The sequence below is a fragment of the Rhodococcus sp. (in: high G+C Gram-positive bacteria) genome (genome assembly GCF_049299235.1).
Classification (GTDB): Bacteria; Actinomycetota; Actinomycetes; order Mycobacteriales; family Mycobacteriaceae; genus Rhodococcus.
The window spans coordinates 29,282-48,886 of record NZ_JBAQXC010000100.1; the positions used below are offsets into that span (position 1 = coordinate 29,282).

The 19,605-nt window shown below is 67.2% G+C and carries 15 protein-coding genes; 9 read left to right on the forward strand and 6 right to left on the reverse strand.

All coding sequences use genetic code 11. From position 1 onward, the window contains the following. Positions 1-101: 101 nt before the first annotated feature. Positions 102-1,826, reverse strand: a complete 1,725-nt coding sequence (locus tag WAX14_RS05740) for a DEAD/DEAH box helicase (protein ID WP_422627125.1) — start codon at positions 1,824-1,826, stop codon at positions 102-104. Between the two features lie 235 nt (positions 1,827-2,061). Between WAX14_RS05740 and WAX14_RS05745 the strand changes: the two genes are divergently transcribed. Continuing rightward, the gene (locus WAX14_RS05745; protein WP_422627126.1) at positions 2,062-3,354 is read left to right on the forward strand and encodes a YihY/virulence factor BrkB family protein; all 1,293 of its coding nucleotides are present in this window, start codon (positions 2,062-2,064) and stop codon (positions 3,352-3,354) included. Here the strand turns inward: WAX14_RS05745 and WAX14_RS05750 are convergent. Continuing rightward, complete coding sequence (locus WAX14_RS05750) at positions 3,327-3,563, reverse strand: DUF3039 domain-containing protein (RefSeq protein ID WP_422627127.1); 237 nt, start codon at positions 3,561-3,563, stop codon at positions 3,327-3,329. The two genes, WAX14_RS05745 and WAX14_RS05750, sit on opposite strands and share 28 nt — an antisense overlap. Before the next feature lie 58 nt (positions 3,564-3,621). Here WAX14_RS05750 and WAX14_RS05755 point away from each other — a divergent pair, with 58 nt between their 5' ends. From WAX14_RS05755 to WAX14_RS05765, 3 genes are all read left to right on the forward strand, one after another. Then, positions 3,622-3,990 carry a DUF3099 domain-containing protein gene (locus WAX14_RS05755; RefSeq protein ID WP_422627128.1) on the forward strand — a complete coding sequence of 123 codons (369 nt, stop codon included), beginning with the start codon at positions 3,622-3,624 and terminating at the stop codon, positions 3,988-3,990. A gap of 51 nt (positions 3,991-4,041) precedes the next feature. Beyond that, positions 4,042-5,520: a DUF7059 domain-containing protein gene (locus WAX14_RS05760; RefSeq protein WP_422627129.1), complete on the forward strand. Its 1,479-nt coding sequence runs from the start codon at positions 4,042-4,044 to the stop codon at positions 5,518-5,520. Positions 5,521-5,693: 173 nt separating this feature from the next. Further along, positions 5,694-6,656, forward strand: a complete 963-nt coding sequence (locus WAX14_RS05765) for a sigma-70 family RNA polymerase sigma factor (RefSeq protein ID WP_422627130.1) — start codon at positions 5,694-5,696, stop codon at positions 6,654-6,656. Between the two features lie 98 nt (positions 6,657-6,754). Here WAX14_RS05765 and WAX14_RS05770 read toward each other — a convergent pair whose 3' ends face one another. Further along, on the reverse strand, positions 6,755-9,409 hold the full coding sequence (locus WAX14_RS05770) for a GNAT family N-acetyltransferase (protein ID WP_422627150.1): 2,655 nt from the start codon (positions 9,407-9,409) through the stop codon (positions 6,755-6,757). Positions 9,410-9,482: 73 nt separating this feature from the next. Continuing rightward, the gene (locus WAX14_RS05775) at positions 9,483-10,757 is read right to left on the reverse strand and encodes an acetoin utilization protein AcuC (RefSeq protein ID WP_422627131.1); all 1,275 of its coding nucleotides are present in this window, start codon (positions 10,755-10,757) and stop codon (positions 9,483-9,485) included. Positions 10,758-10,861: 104 nt separating this feature from the next. On the opposite strand from WAX14_RS05775, the gene WAX14_RS05780 reads away from it, so the two are divergent. Then, on the forward strand, positions 10,862-11,548 hold the full coding sequence (locus tag WAX14_RS05780; RefSeq protein ID WP_422627151.1) for an iron dependent repressor, metal binding and dimerization domain protein: 687 nt from the start codon (positions 10,862-10,864) through the stop codon (positions 11,546-11,548). A 50-nt stretch (positions 11,549-11,598) separates the two neighbouring features. Then, entirely contained in the window at positions 11,599-12,594 is a 996-nt protein-coding gene (gene galE, locus WAX14_RS05785) for a UDP-glucose 4-epimerase GalE (RefSeq protein WP_422627132.1), read from the forward strand. A 31-nt stretch (positions 12,595-12,625) separates the two neighbouring features. On the opposite strand, the gene WAX14_RS05790 is transcribed toward galE, so the two are convergent. Together WAX14_RS05790 and WAX14_RS05795 are read right to left on the reverse strand one after the other, a co-directional pair. Beyond that, on the reverse strand, positions 12,626-13,762 hold the full coding sequence (locus WAX14_RS05790) for a DUF4192 domain-containing protein (protein ID WP_422627133.1): 1,137 nt from the start codon (positions 13,760-13,762) through the stop codon (positions 12,626-12,628). A 175-nt stretch (positions 13,763-13,937) separates the two neighbouring features. Further along, complete coding sequence (locus tag WAX14_RS05795) at positions 13,938-14,624, reverse strand: sensor domain-containing protein (protein WP_422627134.1); 687 nt, start codon at positions 14,622-14,624, stop codon at positions 13,938-13,940. Between the two features lie 210 nt (positions 14,625-14,834). Here WAX14_RS05795 and WAX14_RS05800 point away from each other — a divergent pair, with 210 nt between their 5' ends. From WAX14_RS05800 to WAX14_RS05810, 3 genes are all read left to right on the forward strand, one after another. Further along, positions 14,835-15,776, forward strand: a complete 942-nt coding sequence (locus WAX14_RS05800) for a proteasome assembly chaperone family protein (RefSeq protein ID WP_422627135.1) — start codon at positions 14,835-14,837, stop codon at positions 15,774-15,776. A 196-nt stretch (positions 15,777-15,972) separates the two neighbouring features. After that, positions 15,973-17,010, forward strand: a complete 1,038-nt coding sequence (locus WAX14_RS05805; protein WP_422627136.1) for an alpha/beta fold hydrolase — start codon at positions 15,973-15,975, stop codon at positions 17,008-17,010. A gap of 87 nt (positions 17,011-17,097) precedes the next feature. Continuing rightward, entirely contained in the window at positions 17,098-19,602 is a 2,505-nt protein-coding gene (locus WAX14_RS05810; RefSeq protein WP_422627137.1) for a DEAD/DEAH box helicase, read from the forward strand. Positions 19,603-19,605: the final 3 nt, after the last annotated feature.

A 19,605-nucleotide genomic window follows, 5' to 3' on the forward strand; every position in this document is an offset into this window, starting at 1 on the left:
TCCGAGCCGTACTACGGCTTCGAGACCCGACCCGAAGCGGGCGTCCACACCGTGGGCGCCCGCTTCGCCGTTCCCGCTCGCATTCCGGCGTGCCCGGACGATCACCAGCTCCGCAGTACCGCGATCCGGTCACGCAACTGTTCGGCCGTCGCCAGTGCGGTCGGCGGGCCCCCACACTGGCGGCGCAGTTCCCCGTGGATGACGCCGTGCGGCTTACGGGTCCGGTGGTGCACGACCGCTACGAGAGAGTTCAGGTCTCGGCGCAAACCCGCGAGAGTGTCGGCGGTGGCAACCCGCTCCACGACCTGCGGCGGCGGTTCGGGCGCGGCCTGCCGTGGCTTGCTGAGCTGCTCCTCCTGGCGCTGCCGGAGCAGCGCACGCATCTGATCGGCGTCGAGCAGTCCCGGAAGCCCGAGATAGTCGGCTTCCTCGTCGCTACCGGAGAAGGTGGCCGTCCCGAACGAGGAACCGTCGTAGATCACCTGATCGAGTTCGGCGTCCGCACCGAGGGAGGTGAATGCCTTCTCGTCCTCGCCGGGTTCGTCCTTGCGCCGGTTCGCGTCGGCGAGCAGTTCGTCGTCGAAGCCTTCCTTCTGCCGATGCGGCTTTCCCAGCACATGGTCGCGTTGCGCCTCGAGTTGAGCCGCGAGATCGAGCAGTACCGGCACCGACGGCAGGAACACACTGGCAGTCTCACCCGGTCGACGCGACCGCACGAACCGGCCGATCGCCTGAGCGAAGAACAGCGGGGTCGAGGCGCTCGTCGCATACACCCCGACCGCGAGTCGCGGGACGTCGACGCCTTCGGACACCATGCGAACCGCGACCATCCAGCGCTGATCCCCGTCGCTGAACCGGGAGATGCGGTCGGACGCGGCCGGATCATCGGACAACACGACGGCGGGCATCTCGCCGGTGAGACGTTCCAGGATCGTCGCGTAGGCGCGGGCCACCGTTTGATCGGTCGCGATCACCAGTCCGCCCGCGTCGGGCATGCCACCGGCTCGCAATTGTTCGAGCCGGGTGTTCGCGGCGCCGAGGACCGCCGGGATCCAGTCCCCGTCGGGATCGAGAGCGGTGCGCCACGCCCGCGCCGTCTGCTCGGCGCTGAGTGGCTCACCGAGCCGCGCGGTGAACTCCTCCCCCGCGCTCGTCCGCCATCGTGCCTCCCCCGAGTAGGCCAGGAACACGACCGGCCGCACGACGCCGTCGGCGAGCGCATCGGAGTACCCGTACGAGTGGTCCGCCTTGGACTGCATCAGCCCGTCCTCGTTCGGCTCGTACACCACGAACGGGATGGCACTGTCGTCGCTGCGGAACGGCGTACCGGTCAGGGCGAGCCGGCGCGTCGCGTCGCCGAATGCCTCGAGGATGCCCTCGCCCCAGCTCTTCGCGTCGCCACCGTGATGGATCTCGTCGAGAATCACCAGTGTCCGGCGCGCTTCTGTGCGGACCCGATGCTTGAACGGGTGCGACGCCACCTGCGCGTAGGTGACCACGACGCCCTGATAGTCGCTCGACGTCTGCCCGGTCGAGTTCGTGAAATTCGAATCGAGGGCGATTCCGCTGCGCGACGCGGCGGCAGACCACTGGTGCTTGAGGTGCTCGGTGGGCGCGACGACGGTGATCTGGTCGACGGTCCGGTCTCGCAGCAACTCGGCGGCGACCCGCAGAGCGAACGTGGTCTTGCCTGCGCCGGGCGTAGCAACTGCGAGGAAGTCCCGCGGTCCCGTCGCAAGGTATTTGGTCAGGGCACGCCGCTGCCATGCACGAAGTTGCGCGGAAGGAGCGGAAGTCGTGGTCGTGCCTACGGTTTCGGTGCTCACCGGTAACTTGCGCTCCTTCTCCGCTCACGATCGGCCGGTTCCCACTGCATCATCCGGTCCACACTGCATCGTCCGAACCTTCAACCGGCCGTGTGGCAGCCTATCGCCTCCGGCGGCCGTTCCCTGCCTCGAATCGCCCACGACCGAGGTTGCGCACGCGATCGTGGCAGAATTCGACGCGCACACATCGACCACGCGTCAGCCGCTCGCGCGTCGTGAGGAATGCTGGAAGTACATGAGCGAGACACCCCGATCCCCCGCACCGAAACCCTCCCATCGACGCGTCCCGCGGCCGGTGCGGACAATGCTGCGGGTGATCGGGCGGACCGCGTCCAAAGCGTGGGACGACTCGATCTTCAGCAAGGCGGCGACGGCCGCGTTCTGGCAGACGCTGTCGCTGCCACCCCTCGTACTCGGACTGATCGGGAGCCTCGGTTACGTGGGCGGATGGTTCGGACCCGACACCGTCGACATCATCCTGTCCAAGACCATCACCTTCAGCCGGACCGTGTTCAGTGAGAACGTCGTCGACGGCATCATCAGCCCCACCGCCACCGATGTGCTGGTCCGCGGACGCCCCGAACTGATATCGCTCGGCTTCCTGCTGTCGCTGTGGGCGGGTTCGTCCGCGATCTCGACGTTCGTCGATTCGATCGTCGAGGCGCACGGTCAGCAGGAGCACCGCCACCCGGTGTGGCAACGCTTCTTCGCGCTGCTGTTGTACGTGATGTTTCTCATCCTGGCGGTGTTCACCCTGCCGTTGGTGGCACTCGGGCCGAACCTGATCGGCCGGGCGCTACCCGAGTCCTGGTACGACCTCGGGTCCCGGATCGTCGACACGTTCTACTACCCCGCGGTGGCCCTGCTGCTACTGGTGGGTCTGACCACCTTGTACAAAGTGGCATTGCCCAGGTCCCTGCCGTGGCACCGACTGCTCGGCGGCGCCCTGCTCGCCGGTGCGTTCTTCCTGACCGCCAGCGAGGGGCTGCGGTGGTATCTGAGCTGGATTGCCGGCACCGGCTACACCTACGGCGCGCTCGCCACGCCCATTGCGTTCCTGCTGTTCACGTTCTTCCTCGGCTTCGCAGTGGTACTCGGAGCCGAATTCAACGCGACCGTGCAGGAATTCTGGCCGGCGCGGGCGACGCGGCTCGAGCAATGGCGCGACTGGCTGGCGGCTCAGGCCGCGCAGCAGCCGTCGCCGGAGGAGGGTCCGGTCACGAACCTCACCCGGCTACTGACGACGAATCAGGTGCGACTGGCGGATCTGATCCGTCCGGGCGATCGAGCGCCGGAGTCGTGCCCCATCGACGACAGACCCGAGAAGATCGCACTCCCGAACGCCGATCGGCGGGCAGAGACGACGGATTCGCCGAACTCGGACGAGACCGCCGCAACGGAATCAGCCGCAACGGAATCACCGGGTTCCGACCCGATCATCCGGGCCGGAACCCCCCAACCTCACCCGTCAGCCCGGATCCACACGTCCGGGTCGTCGCCTCAGTCGCCCGTGCGCAGACCCTCGTAGACCTTCTTGCAGTCCGGGCACACCGGCGAACCAGGCTTCGCCGACCGCGTGACCGGAAACACCTCGCCGCACAGCGCGACGACGTGGGTGCCCATGACCGCGCTCTCGGCGATCTTGTTCTTCTTGACGTAGTGGAAGAACTTGGGAGTGTCGTCGTCGGTCGACTCGTCGGTGGTGGTATCGGGCCGTTCCTTGATCTGAGTGCTCACCGTTCCATGATGCCGCACCGCGTGTGCATTGGACACGGCAGAGTGAGACAGTGGGTATATGGCGAGAACTTCAGGTTTCGGTGAGTCCCCCGACAGTGGCTCGCCCGACAACCCGGTTCTGATCACCGAGGCCGCCACATCTCTCGAGGACCAGCACCGGGCACGGGTCCGCAAATACATGACGATCATGGCATTCCGCTTCCCCGCGTTGATCCTGGCGGCACTGGCGTACGGCGCGTTCGAGAATCCGTGGATCTCCATGGCGATCATCGGTGCGTCCATTCCGCTGCCGTGGATCGCGGTGCTCATCGCCAACGACCGTCCGCCCCGATCCAAGGACGAACCGAGCCGATGGGACGGTCGCCGCGCGGACATCGCCGCGACACAGGCCCTCGAACCCCCTCGTCCGCACGTCATCGACGGATAGCGGCGACCTCACCCGCCATCGACGCACCCGTGTGCTGCGAGAATGCAGAGCATGGACCGTGACCTGCTGCTGTCGATCTGCCCCCCGCTACGCGCTGCGCTGCGCCGGTGTGGCTACGACACCGACACCATGCTCGACCTCCTCGGGCCGGACGCGCATGCGGCGCTCGGACGCGGCGAGCCGGTGCCGGTCCGACGCGCGACCGTTCGCGGGGGCGACCTGGGGACACTGATCCGCCTGTTTCTGCTCGGTGACACCTGTCCGGTCGACGAGGTCGCGGCGGCACTGGATCCGGTCACGGTCGACGATGCCGTCGCGGCAGGCCTGCTCGAGTCGCACGACGACGGAATACGCGCTGCCCTGGATCTGCGTCCGCTCGACGCCGGAACCGGCAACCGGTGGATGCTGTCCGATCTCGACGGCGCTATCCGCCCGGTTCCGACACGACCCGATCATGTTCTCGGGGTCGGGCAGGCATCGTTGTCGTTGCTGCGGGCCATCCCGGCCGATCCGGTCCGGACCGTCCTCGATCTGGGCACCGGATGCGGTGTGCAGGCGGTGCGGGCCACCGATTTCGCCGACGCCGTCACCGCTACCGACGTCAATCCCCGTTGCTTGGTCCTGGCGGAAGCGACCGCAGCACTGAACGATGTCGAGTTGGAACTGCTCGAAGGCTCGTGGTTCGAGCCGGTTGCGGGCCGCCGCTTCGATCGGATCGTCGCCAACCCGCCGTTCGTGGTGAGCGCGGGGCACGTCGAGCACAGTTACCGGGATTCCGGCCTGGATCTGGACGGTGCGAGCAAGCTCATGCTGTCCCGGGCCGTCGATCATCTCGAACTCGGCGGAACTGCGGCGATGCTCGCGTCGTGGGTGCATGTGGAGGACCAGGACTGGCGAGCGCGGGTCGCATCGTGGCTGCCCGCGCACGGCGTGGACGCCTGGATCGTGCAACGCGATGTGGCCGATCCCGCCCTGTACGTGGGCACGTGGCTCCACGACGGAGATGCCGATCCCCGTGATCCCGCCGTCGCCGACCGGGCGGAGGCATGGCTCGATCATTTCGACCGCCACCGCGTCGAAGGTATCGGCTTCGGGTTCGTGTACCTGCGCCGGACGGATGCGCCGTCGGACGTACTGGCCGAGGACCTGCGGCACGGGTTCACCGATCCGCTCGGCGCGGAGGCACTCGGCTATTTCGAGCGCCTGGCATGGCTGCGCGACCACGATGTCCTCGAGGCGCGGTTCGTCGTGCGCGCGGACACCGCACTCGAGCGGGTGTACCTGCCCGGCGAGGACGGTTGGCGGCAGGTCGTCGCACGGGTGCACCGCGGTGGCGGGCCCGCCTGGCAGCACGAGGTCGACGATCTCGCCGCGGCACTGCTCGCGGGCATGCGCCCGGACGGCCTGGTGCTGGAAGAACTGCTCGCGCTGCTCGCGGTCGCGCACGACGAAGACGAAGACGCGCTCACCACCCAGGCGATCCCCCTCGTGCACGGGCTCGTGCGGCACGGACTGATCGACCCGGTGTGATCCTCCGGCCCGGTGTTCCCCGTCGGTTCCCGCAGTGGATCTTCTCAGCAACTTCTCAGGACTTCGGTGCAATCGACGCAGGTCAGCATCATCGACGTTCGGGAGCCTCGGGAACTTTCCAGGTGCGCCGGGGCGTTGAACGCTGTGAGACACCACCGACGAGGAGGCACGTCATGGCACGCCCCGACACCTACGCCCGGGTCGATTCCGACCTCGATTCGCAGAGCCCGGCCGCGGACTTGGTCCGCGTCTATCTGAACGGCATCGGCCGTACGGCTCTGCTGAACGCCGCGGACGAGGTCGAACTGGCCAAGCGCATCGAGGCCGGCCTGTACGCGCAGCATCTGCTGGAGACGAAGAAGCGGCTCGGTCCGGTCAAGAAGCAGAATCTGGCCGCTGTGGTGCGCGACGGAAAGGCCGCGCGCAGCCATCTTCTCGAGGCGAACCTGCGACTGGTCGTGTCGCTCGCGAAACGCTACACCGGACGCGGCATGCCGCTCCTCGACCTGATCCAGGAGGGCAATCTCGGCCTGATTCGCGCCATGGAAAAGTTCGACTACGCGAAGGGCTTCAAGTTCTCGACGTACGCGACGTGGTGGATCCGTCAAGCGATCACCCGCGGCATGGCCGATCAGTCCCGCACGATCCGCCTGCCGGTCCACCTCGTCGAACAGGTCAACAAGCTGGCCCGGATCAAGCGGGAGTTGCATCAGCAACTCGGCCGGGAGGCAACCGACGAGGAATTGTCGGCAGAGTCCGGCATCGCGGTCGAGAAGATCGCCGATCTGCTGGACCACAGTCGCGATCCGGTGAGCCTCGACATGCCGGTCGGCAACGACGAGGAGGCTCCCCTCGGCGACTTCATCGAGGATGCCGAGGCGACGTCCGCCGAGAATGCCGTGATCGCGGGCCTGCTGCACAGCGATGTCCGTAGCGTGCTGGCCACCCTCGACGAACGCGAGCAGCAGGTCATCCGCCTGCGATACGGCCTCGACGACGGGCAGCCCCGTACCCTCGACCAGATCGGCAAGTTGTTCGGACTGTCCCGCGAGCGGGTGCGGCAGATCGAACGTGAAGTGATGGGCAAGCTCCGCGAGGGCGATCGCGCCGAACGCCTCCGCGCCTACGCCAGCTGACCGGGCACGTCAGCGCCTACGATCCCCGAGAACCGGGCTGGGTTCTCGGGGATCGTGGTGTTCGCAGCGACCGCACCGCCTGCCTCCGTGTGGCACGTTCAGCGCAAGCGGCGGGGTCCGAGATCCAGCGGGTGCGGCTCGGGGCCGATTCGCAGGTGCGCGTCGGTCAGGTCGGCGCCGGTGGCGGACGCGAGGACCGGTTCACACGAGATCTCCCGAACCTCCGGAAGGTCGTCGGCGAGCGCCGAGACGCGCTGAACGAAGTCGACGAGAGCCGCCTTGCTGACCGGGGCGGCGTTGCGGTAGCCGGACAGCAGCGGAGCTGCTTTCGGTGCGTCGATGAGTTCGGCGGCCTCGTCCTCGGTGAGTGGCAGCACCCGGTATGCGCGATCTCCGAGGAGATCGGAGATGACACCGGCCAGCCCGAACGAGATCAGCGAACCGAACGACGGGTCGTCCTGTACCCGAACCACACAGCCGATCCCTTTGGTCGCCATCTTCTGCACGTGCATGAGCGGCTCCCCGGAAGCCGACGACAGATCGCGGTAGGCGACACGGACAGCCTCGGCGTCGAGTAGATCGAGCCGCACGCCGCTCAGATCCGGCCGGTGCCGCCATTGCGCGCCGGTGGCCTTGACCGCCACCGGGAATCCGATGCCCTCCGCCGCCGCGACGGCTTCGTCTGCAGTGGTCACCGCACGGAAATCGCAGACGTGGACGCCGTAGCAGGACAGCAACAGCGCGGCTTCCGAATCGGACAACCACCGGCCTTCGGGTGAGTTGGCGAGCCACGCGTCGACCAGTGTGCGAGCCCGCTCCGGTTCGATGCCGGCGGGACGGACCACCTGGGAGGTGGGGCGGCTACGCCACTTCGCGTATCGCCACGCCCGGGCCAGGGCCCGGACGGCGCGTTCGGGTCCCGGATAGGACGGCACCGACCCCCGGATCGGGTTGCCTGCCTCGTCCCGGACGGCGAGGACGTCCGGGATACCTTCGGTCGCGAGAAACGTGCTGACCACCGGCTTGTCGGAGCCGGCGACGACATCTCGCAGGGCTTGCGCGAACGGATCGACGGTGACGGCGACCGGCGGAACGAACACGGCGATCACGGCATCGGTATCGGTGGCGTGGACGGCCTGCGCGACGGCATCGGCGAATTCCTGCGGGCTGGCCTGCGCACCCAGATCGACGGCGATGCCCGGGCTCAGCCCTTCGCTGCGGGCGGCGTCGACCGCGAGCAATCCGAGCGCAGTCGAGTTTCCGACGACCGCGACCCGAGGGCCGGCGGGGAGGGGTTGATAGCCGAAGAGCAAGGCGGTATCGAACAGTTGCGCAATCGAATCGACCTGTACGACACCGGCCTGCTCGAACAGATCCTTGACGATCGTGTCGTCCATTTCCCCGGTGCGCGCAGCCAGCGCCGGTGGTACCGCATGCCGGCCGCTCTTGACCGCGACGATCGGCTTCGTCCGGGCGACCCGCCGGGCGATACGCGAAAACTTGCGCGGGTTGCCGAAGCTCTCGAGATACAGCAGCACAACCTCGGTGGCGGGATCGCTGTCCCAATACTGCAGCAGATCGTTGCCGGACAGGTCGGCGCGGTTACCTGCGGAGACGAACGACGACAGCCCAACACCGGTCTTGGCGGCCTCGTCGAGGATCGCGATGCCGAGGGCACCGGACTGGCAGAAGAACCCGACGTTGCCTGCCGGCGGGAGCACCGGAGCCAGGGTGGCGTTGAGCAACACGGTCGGGTCGTTGTTCGCAACGCCCAATGCGTTGGGTCCGATCAACCGCATACCGTGTGCCCGCGCAGCGTGCGCGAGGCGACGTTCGGAGTTGCGTCCTTCCGGCCCGGTCTCACCGAATCCGGACGACACGACCAGCAACGCCTTGACGCCCTTGGCGAGGCAGTCGTCGAGTACCGCGTCGATCGCGTCGGCGGGCACCGCGGCAACCGCGAGGTCCACCTCGTCGGGGATGTCACGCACGGTCGGGTAGGCACGCACACCGCACACCGCACGGTGTTCGGCGTTGACCGGGTAGACCGGTCCGCTGAATCCGCTGCGCAGCATGTTCACCAGTACCGCGTTGCCGACCTTGCGACTGTCCGTGGAAGCACCGATGACCGCGACGCTGCCCGGGCTGAGCAGGTTTCGGACACTGCGGGCCTCGGCCGCACGTTCGCGGGCGTTGCGGACCGAGACGAGCGCCTCGGTCGGGTCGATCGCGAATTCGAGCCGCACCACACCACCGTCGAAGCTGCGGCTGACCTGATAGCCGGCTTCACGAAAGACCGTGATCATGTTGCGGTTCTCGGCGAGGACCTCCGCGACGAAGCGGTGCAGGCCGTTCTCCGCGGCCGCGCCGGCGAGGTGTTCGAGCAGGATCGGTCCGAGGCCACGTCCCTGATGTGTGTCGGCAACTGTGAAGGCGACCTCCGCGGACTGTCCGTCCCCTTCGCCGGGTAGGCCTTCGTACCGGCCGACCGCAATGATCTCGTCGCCGAGCACCGCGACGAACGCAACACGTTTGTGGTGGTCGACGACGGTGAAGTTGAACAGATCCTTCTTCGAGATCGTCGGGTACGGCCCGAAGTATCGGAGGTACCGGGTGCGGTCGGAGAGCTTGCCGTGGAATTCCCGGAGTCGCTCGGCGTCGTCCGGGACGATCGGACGAAGGTGCACCGCACCGCCGTCGGAGGCGAGGACATCGGCAACCCAGTGTCGCGGGAAGTCCCGCGCAATCTCGATGGCGCGCTCTCGCGCGGCGTCCTTCTCGACGTCGACCGCGGTCTTAGTCGGGGGTGTCGGGGTGCTGTCGGATTCAGTCACGAGGGTCCTCCGGGTCCAGTCCGAGCAGGGGGAAACTGGCACGTCGTGTGGCGATGATCGCCGAGTCGATCCGGGTCAGCGCGCGATCCATGGATGCGATGCCGGTCTCCGGGGTGCCCCCGGGACCGTCCCACCTCAGGTAGGACGTGTCGCCTCCTTCCCCCATCGTGGCCGGCAGGTCCACGCCGGGCGCCATCGTCGCGACCCGATCGCGCCACTCCTCGGGTACGGCGGTGGCCGGGTCGATCTCACGGTCGAGGGCGGCGGCGATCAGGTGGGTCCAGGCGCGGGGCACCACACGCACGAGTCCGTATCCCCCTCCGCCGACGGCCAGCCACCGACCCTCGCAGTGCCGGTCGGCGAGGTCGCGCATCGCCAGGTAGGACGCGCGCTGACCGTCGACGGTCAAGGACAGGTCGGCGAGGGGGTCCTCACGGTGACTGTCCGCGCCGCACTGACTGATCAGGATCTGCGGACGGAACGCGGCGATCGCACCGGGAACGATGGCGTGGAATGCGCGCAACCACAGTGAATCCACGGTTCCGGGCAGGACCGGGACGTTGATCGCTGTACCTTCGGCGGCGCCGGACCCGATTTCGCTGGACCAGCCGGTGTTCGGCCAGAGTGTGGCCGGATGCTGGTGGATGGACACCGTCAGGACTCGGGGGTCACCGAGGAAGGCATGTTGGACACCGTCACCGTGATGGGCGTCGACGTCGATGTACGCGATCCGGTCGTAGCCCTGGTCGAGAAGCCACGAGATCGCAATCGCAGCATCGTTGTACACGCAGAAGCCGGCGGCCCAATCAGCCATGGCGTGATGCATGCCACCGCCGATGCTCACCGCCCGCCGTGCGCGTCCGGCGACGATCTCCTCGGCGGCGGCGAGCGTCCCGCCCGCCAGGATCGCACCGGCCTCGTGCATGCGCGGAAAGATCGGGTTGTCATCGGTACCGAGGCCATGCGCGACGTCGGGTGCGATCGGTGCGGAATCCGGGCGCGGGGCGCCGGCGCGCTTCACCGCGTCGACGTAGCCCGGCGTGTGGATTCGCAGCAATTCCGCATCGGTTGCCGCGTCGGGACGAATGGTTTCCACACCGTCGAGCAGCCCGATGCTCCGGGACAACGCCATTGTCAGATCGAGCCGTGTCGGGTTCATCGGGTGGGTCGGACCCCAGCGATAGCCGAGGTAGTCCGGGCTCCACACCACTACTCGGTCGCCGTCGAGATGGGCCGAACCGCCGGTTGCGGTGGATGCGGTGCTCATGCGTGCAGACGCTACTGTGCGACCCCGGCCTGCGCGAGCACCGCACGCGCACCCACTGCACGTTTCGTCCGGCTAGAATCGGCCGCAGACGAAGGGGTGTGAGAGTGAAGGACCTGGTCGATACAACGGAGATGTATCTCCGGACGATCTACGACCTGGAGGAGGAAGGTGTCGTGCCTCTGCGGGCGCGTATCGCCGAACGCCTCGAGCAGAGCGGCCCGACGGTGAGCCAGACCGTTGCCCGGATGGAGCGTGACGGACTCGTGCGTGTCGCCGGCGACCGGCATCTTCAACTGACCGAGAAGGGTCGCGACCTTGCGGTGTCGGTGATGCGCAAGCATCGGTTGGCCGAACGCCTTCTCGTCGACGTGATCGGACTCGATTGGGAGAACGTGCACGCCGAGGCGTGCCGTTGGGAACACGTCATGAGTGAAGAGGTCGAGCGTCGCCTGGTGACGGTGCTCAAGAATCCGACGACCTCCCCGTACGGCAACCCGATCCCCGGACTGGCTCAGCTCGGGTTGAACCGCCCCGAGATGGTGGACGAGAAGTTGGTGCGTCTGACCGAGATCCCGAGCGGAAAGCCGACCGCCGTGGTGGTGCGTCGACTGGCCGAGTATGTGCAGTCCGACCCCGATGTGATTGCGCGACTGAGGGAGGCGGGCGTTGTTCCGGACGCGCGCGTTACAGTCGAGACGAAGCCCGGTTCGGTGATCATCACGGTGGCCGGCCACGACGGCTTCGAACTTTCCGACGAAATGGCCCATGCCGTCCAGGTGAAGCAGGTCTGATCAACCCTCTTCGCCGGCGGTTCCGGGCCGGCGAAGAGAGGTCGACGATCGTGAAGCTTCTGGTGACCGGCGGTGCCGGATACGTGGGCAGCGTGTGCAGCACCGTCCTGCTCGAACAGGGTCACGAGGTGGTGATCGTCGACGACCTGTCGACCGGCAACGCCGACGCGGTTCCCGCCGGCGCCGAATTCGTCGAAGGCGATATCGGACGCGTCGCCGCCGAGGTCCTCGAGGTCGGCACCGGCACACCGCGGTTCGATGGCGTACTGCACTTCGGTGCGCAGTCGCTGGTCGGCGAATCCGTCGAGGTGCCCGAGAAGTACTGGCACGGCAATGTCGTCACGACCCTCGCACTACTCGAGGCGATTCGGCTGTCCGGGACTCCCCGCCTGGTATTCTCGTCGACTGCCGCGACTTACGGTGAACCCGAACAGGTTCCGATCACCGAAGACGCGCCGACCCGACCCACAAACCCGTACGGTGCATCCAAACTCGCCATCGACCATGCGATATCGTCGTACTCACGGGCACACGGACTCGCTGCGACCAGTCTTCGCTATTTCAACGTCGCCGGTGCCTACCGGGGGGCGGGCGAGAACCGCGTCGTCGAAACTCATCTCATCCCGCTCGTCCTGCAGGTCGCGTTGAAGCAACGTGACCGCATCTCGGTGTTCGGTACCGACTGGCCGACCGAGGACGGCACCGCGGTCCGCGACTACATTCACGTCAAGGACCTCGCCGACGCGCATCTTCTGGCCCTGACCTCGGCGCGGCCGGCCGCACACACGATCTACAACCTCGGGAGCGGAGAAGGATTCTCCGTCCGCGAGGTGATCTCGGCCTGCGAACGCGTCACCGGCTTGCCGATCGCCGCGGTCGACGCACCGCGCCGCGCCGGTGATCCGGCGGTACTCATCGCGTCCAGCCGACGGGCAATCGACGAACTCGGATGGCAGCCCCGGTACACGAATCTCGACACAATCGTCTCGGACGCATGGGACTATCTCCGCGAACTCGGCGACCGCTCGCATGCCGCGTGCCGCTGAATCACACGGCCCCCGATCACACGGCACCGGATCACACGCTGGGATCGGGTGGCGGCAGCGCGACGCCGAGTCGGGCTGCGATCTCGTAGCCGGTCTCGGCGAGACCACGCACGGTGCCCGGACGTAGACCGGCCTGCAGCGCCTGATCGAGCAGATCCGCGAGTCGGTGCCGCGGGTTCGCCTCGAGCGCCACACCGAGGGCGACACCGGCGAACGGCCCGTCTCCGCGGACGTATGCCCCGAATCCGACGAGCGCAGCGGCCTCGGCCCGTTCCGGGTCCGGCAGGGATCGAGTCAACGTGATCCACATGCGCTCGGCGGCATCGGCGAACGGTCCGGCCGCGAGCGCCAGCGAAGCATCACGGACCGTCGGATTCGACAGCAGCACAGCAAGTTCCGCCACGTCCGGCGCGGGGAGGTCGATACCACGGTCGAGGTCGGCGATACGGTCGAGGACCGTTTCGAACTCCATCCGGTCCGCGTGGTCACGGCCACCGGCACGGACAGCAGTTTCGTAGGCCAGGTCACGTGTGTCGACTGCGCCGTCGATGTACTCGGCGACGCGGCTGCGCACCGGCATCGGCAACGGCTCGAGCAGCGCCGCCAGTTCGGTGCGCGACCCACGGATGAGACCGCCGCCGAAGACGCGCGCCGCAGCAACCGGTGACGCGGTCGGGTCCGGTACCGTCCCGCAGGTCGCTTCGTCGTACGGTGTCGCACCGCTCAACGCGAACCACACCTGTCCGGTGTCGATCTCCGGCACGGCGCGCACCGCCACGACGTCGACGTCGTGGCGGGCCAACGCGTGGGTCAGGTCGTCGACGATGCGGCGGGCCTCGTTCACCCCCGGACCGTCCGGCAGATCGAGCCGATCGTCGACGAGGACGACGAGAACCGATTCGGCGCCGTCCCGCGCGCAGACCGCGCCGAATCGGGCGAACGCCGCACCCATCACGTCGGGGACACCGCCCGCGCCGTCCGGCAGCACCAGGTCGTGTCTCATGACGGCACCGATCATGGCTGAGCTCGGGGCGTCGCCGGCCGCAGTCAGGCTCACGACGATCACGGAGCGGGACGGCGTGAAACCGAGCAGTGCGGGGATCGCGGCGATCAGTTCACCGGGTTCGGTCAGGCGTAGCGGCCGGGACGACGAAGCGAAAATGGTCATGCGCCGACCTTCCCGGATCCGGGCGACGATCGACCGCCGCGACGGCCGGATTCAGCGAATCTGGGGATGGATGGGGCGCCTGTGGACAACTACCGGTCTCGTCCGCCTTTCGTGGACTCGGCGCGCACGCAGTGTCGGGCACGACTGGTAGCGTGCGGCGGCACCGAGAGCCGGCTCACCCGCCGAGGATCCGCGCGACCGCTGCGTCGTAGACGATTCCGAGGGCGTCGAGATCGGGATCGCCGGACCCGAACGACATGTAGGTGACGAGGACCCGCAGGTCACCGATCTGCGCGATGCGTGTCCGCATCGCCTGAGTGACGGCATCCCCGCCCTGACCGGATCGCACCGTGCGGGACAATTCGAGGGTGTCGACCCCCGGGGCAGGCGGCGACGGCGCCGATTCCGGCACGGTCGTGACGGTCGCGGTGGCACCGCGGTGGCTGGCCTCGACGTTCGGGCAGTCGGCGAGGCGGGTACGCAGATCTCCGAGCGAGGCTGCACCGGAGACCAGTTCGACGCTGATGGTGGCCCGCCGGTCGTTGTCGGTGCCCACGGCCATCGCGGTTCCGTCCGGTCCGTAGTCCTGCGTGGGTGGCAGGCACCCGGCCGGATCGACCTTCGCACCGACCGGAATTCCGGTCAGGTCGGGCGCTGCCTGCGCTACGGCCTGCGGAGGAAGGACGACCGCAACATATGGTTCCGGAAACTCCTCGACAGGTAGCAGGAGTTCCGCGAGCGGTCGTGACGGCGGTGTCACCGTGGTGGCCGCGGCGAGTCCGTCGATCGCTGTACCGTGCGGCGTGGGTACGCCGGAGACGGTGGTCGCACACGCCGAGACCACGAGAAGCGCCGGAAGCACCGATAGCAGTGTCGTTCGCGGGTGCCGGAACCGGGTTCGCGCATGGGATTCCCGACGATCGTGCGCTTCCACTGGAACCTCCGACGTTCGACGACCCGGTCCCGTGCCCGGGCATGAGTCGTTCACCGGTTCAACTAGACTTGTTGTCCACCATGCCACGTCGCGTCCCATCGGGTATCGCGGCTGGTTCAGATGATCGGAGTGGTTTGCATGGACGAACAGTCCCGCATGTACGAGCTGGAGTTTCCTGCTCCACGCCTGACGTCGCCGGACGGCAAGGGGCCGGTGCTCGTGCACGGGCTGGAAGGGTTCGCCGATGCCGGGCACGCGGTACGGCTGGCGACGACGCACCTGCGGGAGCGTCTCGACACCGAACTGGTCGCGTCGTTCGCGGTCGACGAGTTGATCGACTACCGATCCCGTCGGCCGATGATGACCTTCAAGTCCGATCATTTCTCCGACTACGCCGCGCCCGAGCTGAACCTGTATGCGGTCGCCGACACCGACGGGACACCGTTCCTGCTGCTCGCGGGCGTGGAGCCGGATCTCAAGTGGGAGCGGTTCATCACCGCGGTGCGTCTGCTCGCCGAACAGTTCGGGGTGCGCCGCACCGTCGGGATCAATGCGATTCCGATGGCGATCCCGCATACCCGCCCACTGGGCGTCACAGCGCATTCGACCGACAAGGAGCTGATCACCGATCATCATCGATGGTCGGGCGAGTTGCAGGTGCCGGCCGGTGCGTCGTCGCTGCTCGAGCTTCGGATGGCACAACACGGCCACGAGGCGGTCGGATTTTCGGTGCATGTTCCCCATTACCTCGCGCAGACCGACTATCCGGCAGCGGCGGAGACACTACTCGAGCAGGTTGCGGAGGTCGCGGATCTGAGGTTGCCGCTGGATGCACTCGGGGAGGCCGCCGCGCGCGTGCGCGAGCAGGTGGACGAGCACATCGGCGAAAACGAGGAGGTGCAGACCGTTGTGCGCGCCCTCGAACGTCAGTACGACAGCTATGTGGCCGCGCAGGAGCAGCAGACATCTCCGCTCCCCGCCGACGAGAGCCTGCCCACCGGCGACGAACTGGGGGCGGAATTCGAGCGGTTCCTCGCCGAGTACGGGCGCCGTGACGACGATCCCGGTACCATGCCGTAAACAGAGTTACGTTCCGGTGACCGTCCTGCCTGCGACGACAACCAAGCGGTTACTTTGCCGTTACTCTTCGTGTTGTGTAGCCCACATACTGTCGGTACGCTCAGCGCTCATGTAAGGGTGGTGACGTCGGACACCGCCGCCCGCAGTCCAGCGGTCCTCGTACCGCGGATTGTTGCGACACGGTCAGGAGTTGTTCATGGGTACAGCGCACACACGGAAGCTCCGCCCGGTTCCCGACTCCGAACCGCGCTTGGTATTCCGCACGATCCACGGCTACCGTCGGGCGTTCCGACTCGCCGGAAGCGGTCCCGCACTGCTCCTGATCCACGGGATCGGTGACAATTCGTCGACGTGGCAGGAACTCATCCCCCACCTCGCGCGGAACTACACCGTGATCGCCCCGGATCTGCTCGGTCACGGGCGCTCCGACAAGCCCCGCGCCGACTACTCGGTCGCCGCCTACGCGAACGGCATGCGCGATCTCCTGTCGGTCCTGAACATCGACAAGGTCACCGTGCTCGGGCACTCCCTCGGTGGCGGTGTCGCGATGCAGTTCACCTACCAATTCCCGCACCTCGTCGACCGGCTCATCCTCGTCTCGGCCGGAGGCGTCACCAAAGATGTGCATCCCGCGCTGCGCCTGATGTCCGTTCCGGTGTTCAGTGAAGCCCTCAAACTTCTGCGCCTGCCCGGTGCGATGCCCGCTATCCGACTCACCGGCAATGTGCTGAGCAAACTCCACGGCACTCCCCTGCGTCCGGGTGCGCTCCTGCACGACACGTCAGACCTGGTCCGCGTGCTCAGCGCCCTCCCCGACCCCACCGCTTACGAGGCCTATCTGCGGACCCTCCGTGCGGTCGTCGACTGGCGCGGTCAGGTCGTGACCATGCTGGACCGCTGTTATCTGACGGAGAACCTGCCGGTGCAGCTCATCTGGGGCGACCACGACACCGTCATTCCTGTCGGACACGGATATCTCGCACATTCGGCGATGCCGGGGTCACGGCTCGACGTCTTCCGCGGTGCGGGCCACTTCCCGTTCCGTGACGACCCGATCCGCTTCCTCCGGGTCGTCGAAGAATTCCTCACCAGCACACCCCCGCTCGAGTTCGAGGCCGAACGATGGCGCCAACTGCTCATCTCCGGCATCAGCGAGGCGCAGATCAGTGGTGCCCCGGCGACCCGCATGGCCGTCCTCGACGCCATGGGCGCCGACGAGCGCAGCGCCACCTGACCGAACGCAGCCCGACCGGACGGGGCGCGACACCACCGGATACCCGCGGTGGATCGTCCGCGCGCGGGGGCCGACTAGCCTGTAACGGTGCTGCTCCCGGATCTGATCCCCGCCCCTGTCGACGAGGACTCGCTGTTCGACGCGTTCACCACCTGGACGACCGGTCGGGGGCTGACGCTCTATCCGGCGCAGGAAGAAGCGCTGATGGAAATCGTTGCCGGATCGAATGTCATCCTCGCGACACCGACGGGTTCGGGCAAGTCGATGGTGGCGCTCGGCGCGCACTTCTTCGCACTCGCCACCGGCAAGCGCACGTTCTACACCGCGCCCATCAAGGCACTCGTCAGCGAGAAATTTTTCGCGCTGTGCGAGGTGTTCGGCGCCGACCTGGTCGGGATGATGACCGGTGATGCCTCGGTGAATTCCGGTGCGCCGATCATCTGTGCGACCGCGGAGATCGTCGCGAATTTGGCGTTGCGGGAGGGTGCGGACTCGGACATCGGCCAGGTGGTCATGGACGAGTTCCACTTCTATTCCGAACCGGACCGAGGATGGGCGTGGCAGGTGCCGCTCATCGAGCTTCCGCACGCGCAGTTCCTGCTCATGTCGGCGACGCTCGGCGATGTGAGCCGGTTTCAGGAAGACCTCACCCGCCGCACCGGCCGGCCCACCGTCGAGGTCTCCGGCGCCGAACGTCCGGTGCCGCTCACCTATTCGTACTCCCTCGCACCGATCGGCGAGGCCATCGAGGAACTGGTCACCACGCACCAGGCCCCGGTCTACGTCGTGCACTTCACGCAAGCCGCGGCCCTCGAACGCGCGCAGGCACTGACGAGCGTGAACATGTGCAGCAAGGCGGAGAAGGAGGCGATCGCCGAGGCGATCGGCGCGTTCCGCTTCTCCACGGGCTTCGGCAAGACACTGTCGCGGCTGGTCCGGCACGGCATCGGAGTTCACCACGCCGGTATGCTGCCGAAGTACCGGCGGCTCGTCGAACGGCTGGCGCAGGACGGACTGCTCAAGGTGATCTGCGGGACCGACACACTCGGCGTCGGGATCAACGTGCCGATCCGCACGGTCCTGCTGACCGGTCTGACGAAGTTCGACGGCACCCGCATGCGCCAACTCAAGGCCCGCGAGTTCCATCAGATCGCGGGTCGCGCCGGACGCGCCGGATTCGACACGATGGGCACCGTCGTCGTGCAGGCCCCCGAGCACGAGATCGAGAACCACCGCGCGCTCGCCAAGGCCGGCGACGATCCCAAGAAGAAACGCAAGGTGCAGCGCAAGAAGGCCCCCGAAGGCTTCGTCTCGTGGGGCGAAGCGACGTTCGAGAAGATCGTGGCTGCGTCACCGGAGCCGATGATCTCACGGTTCCACGTCACCAACTCGATGCTGCTCAACGTGATCGCGCGACCGGGCAACTGCTTCGATGCGATGCGGCACCTGCTCGAGGACAACCACGAACCTCGCAAGGCGCAGCGCCGCCACATCCTGCGGGCGATCGAACTGTATCGGGGTCTGCTGCAGGCAGGGATCGTCGAACGCCTCGACGCACCCGACGAGGACGGTCGTTGGGCGCGGCTGACCGTCGATCTACAACGCGATTTCGCCCTGAACCAGCCGCTGTCGCCGTTTGCGCTGGCCGTTCTGGAACTACTCGACATCGACGCCCCCGGCTACGCGCTCGAGGTGGTGTCGGTGATCGAATCAACCCTCGACGACCCTCGCCAGGTGTTGTTCGCTCAGCAGCACGCCGCGCGCGGCGAGGCGGTCGCTCAGATGAAGGCGGACGGCATCGAGTACGACGAACGGATGGAACTGCTCGAGGAAGTCACCTGGCCCAAGCCGCTCGTGGAGCTTCTCGAACCGGCGTTCGAGACGTATCGGACGGGACATCCGTGGGTGTCCGAGACGCCGTTGTCGCCGAAGTCGGTGGTGCGGGACATGATCGAGAAGTCGATGACGTTCACCGAATTGGTCTCCCACTACGGATTGGCCCGCTCCGAGGGACTGGTGCTGCGCTATCTCGCGGACGCGTATCGGGCGCTGCGCCAGACGGTGCCCGATGCGGCGCGTACGGAGGAACTGGAGGATCTCACCGAGTGGCTCGGAGAGTTGATCCGTCAGGTCGACTCGTCCCTGCTCGACGAGTGGGAGCAGCTCGCCAATCCGGGTGTCGAGTCCGACGATCAGCAGCTCGCGTTCGGTGCGGACACCCCCCGTCCGATCTCCGCGAACACCCGCGCATTCAAGGTGATGATCCGCAACGCGATGTTCAAGCGTGTCGAGCTCGCGTCACGGAAACGGTGGGACGATCTGGCAGCCCTCGGCGACGGGCTCGAATCCGACGACTGGGCGGATCTGCTCGAGTTGTACTTCGACGAGTACGACGAGATCGGTACCGGCCCGGACGCGCGCGGTCCGGGTCTGTTCTCCGTCGCGACGGAACCGACCTTGTGGCGGGTGCGGCAGACGCTCGCAGATCCCGCCGGGGACCACGGGTGGGCGTTGATCGGCGAGGTGAATCTGGCAGAGTCGGACGCAGCCGGTGAGGTCGTGTTCGACGAGTTCGAGATCGTCGAGGGCTGAGCA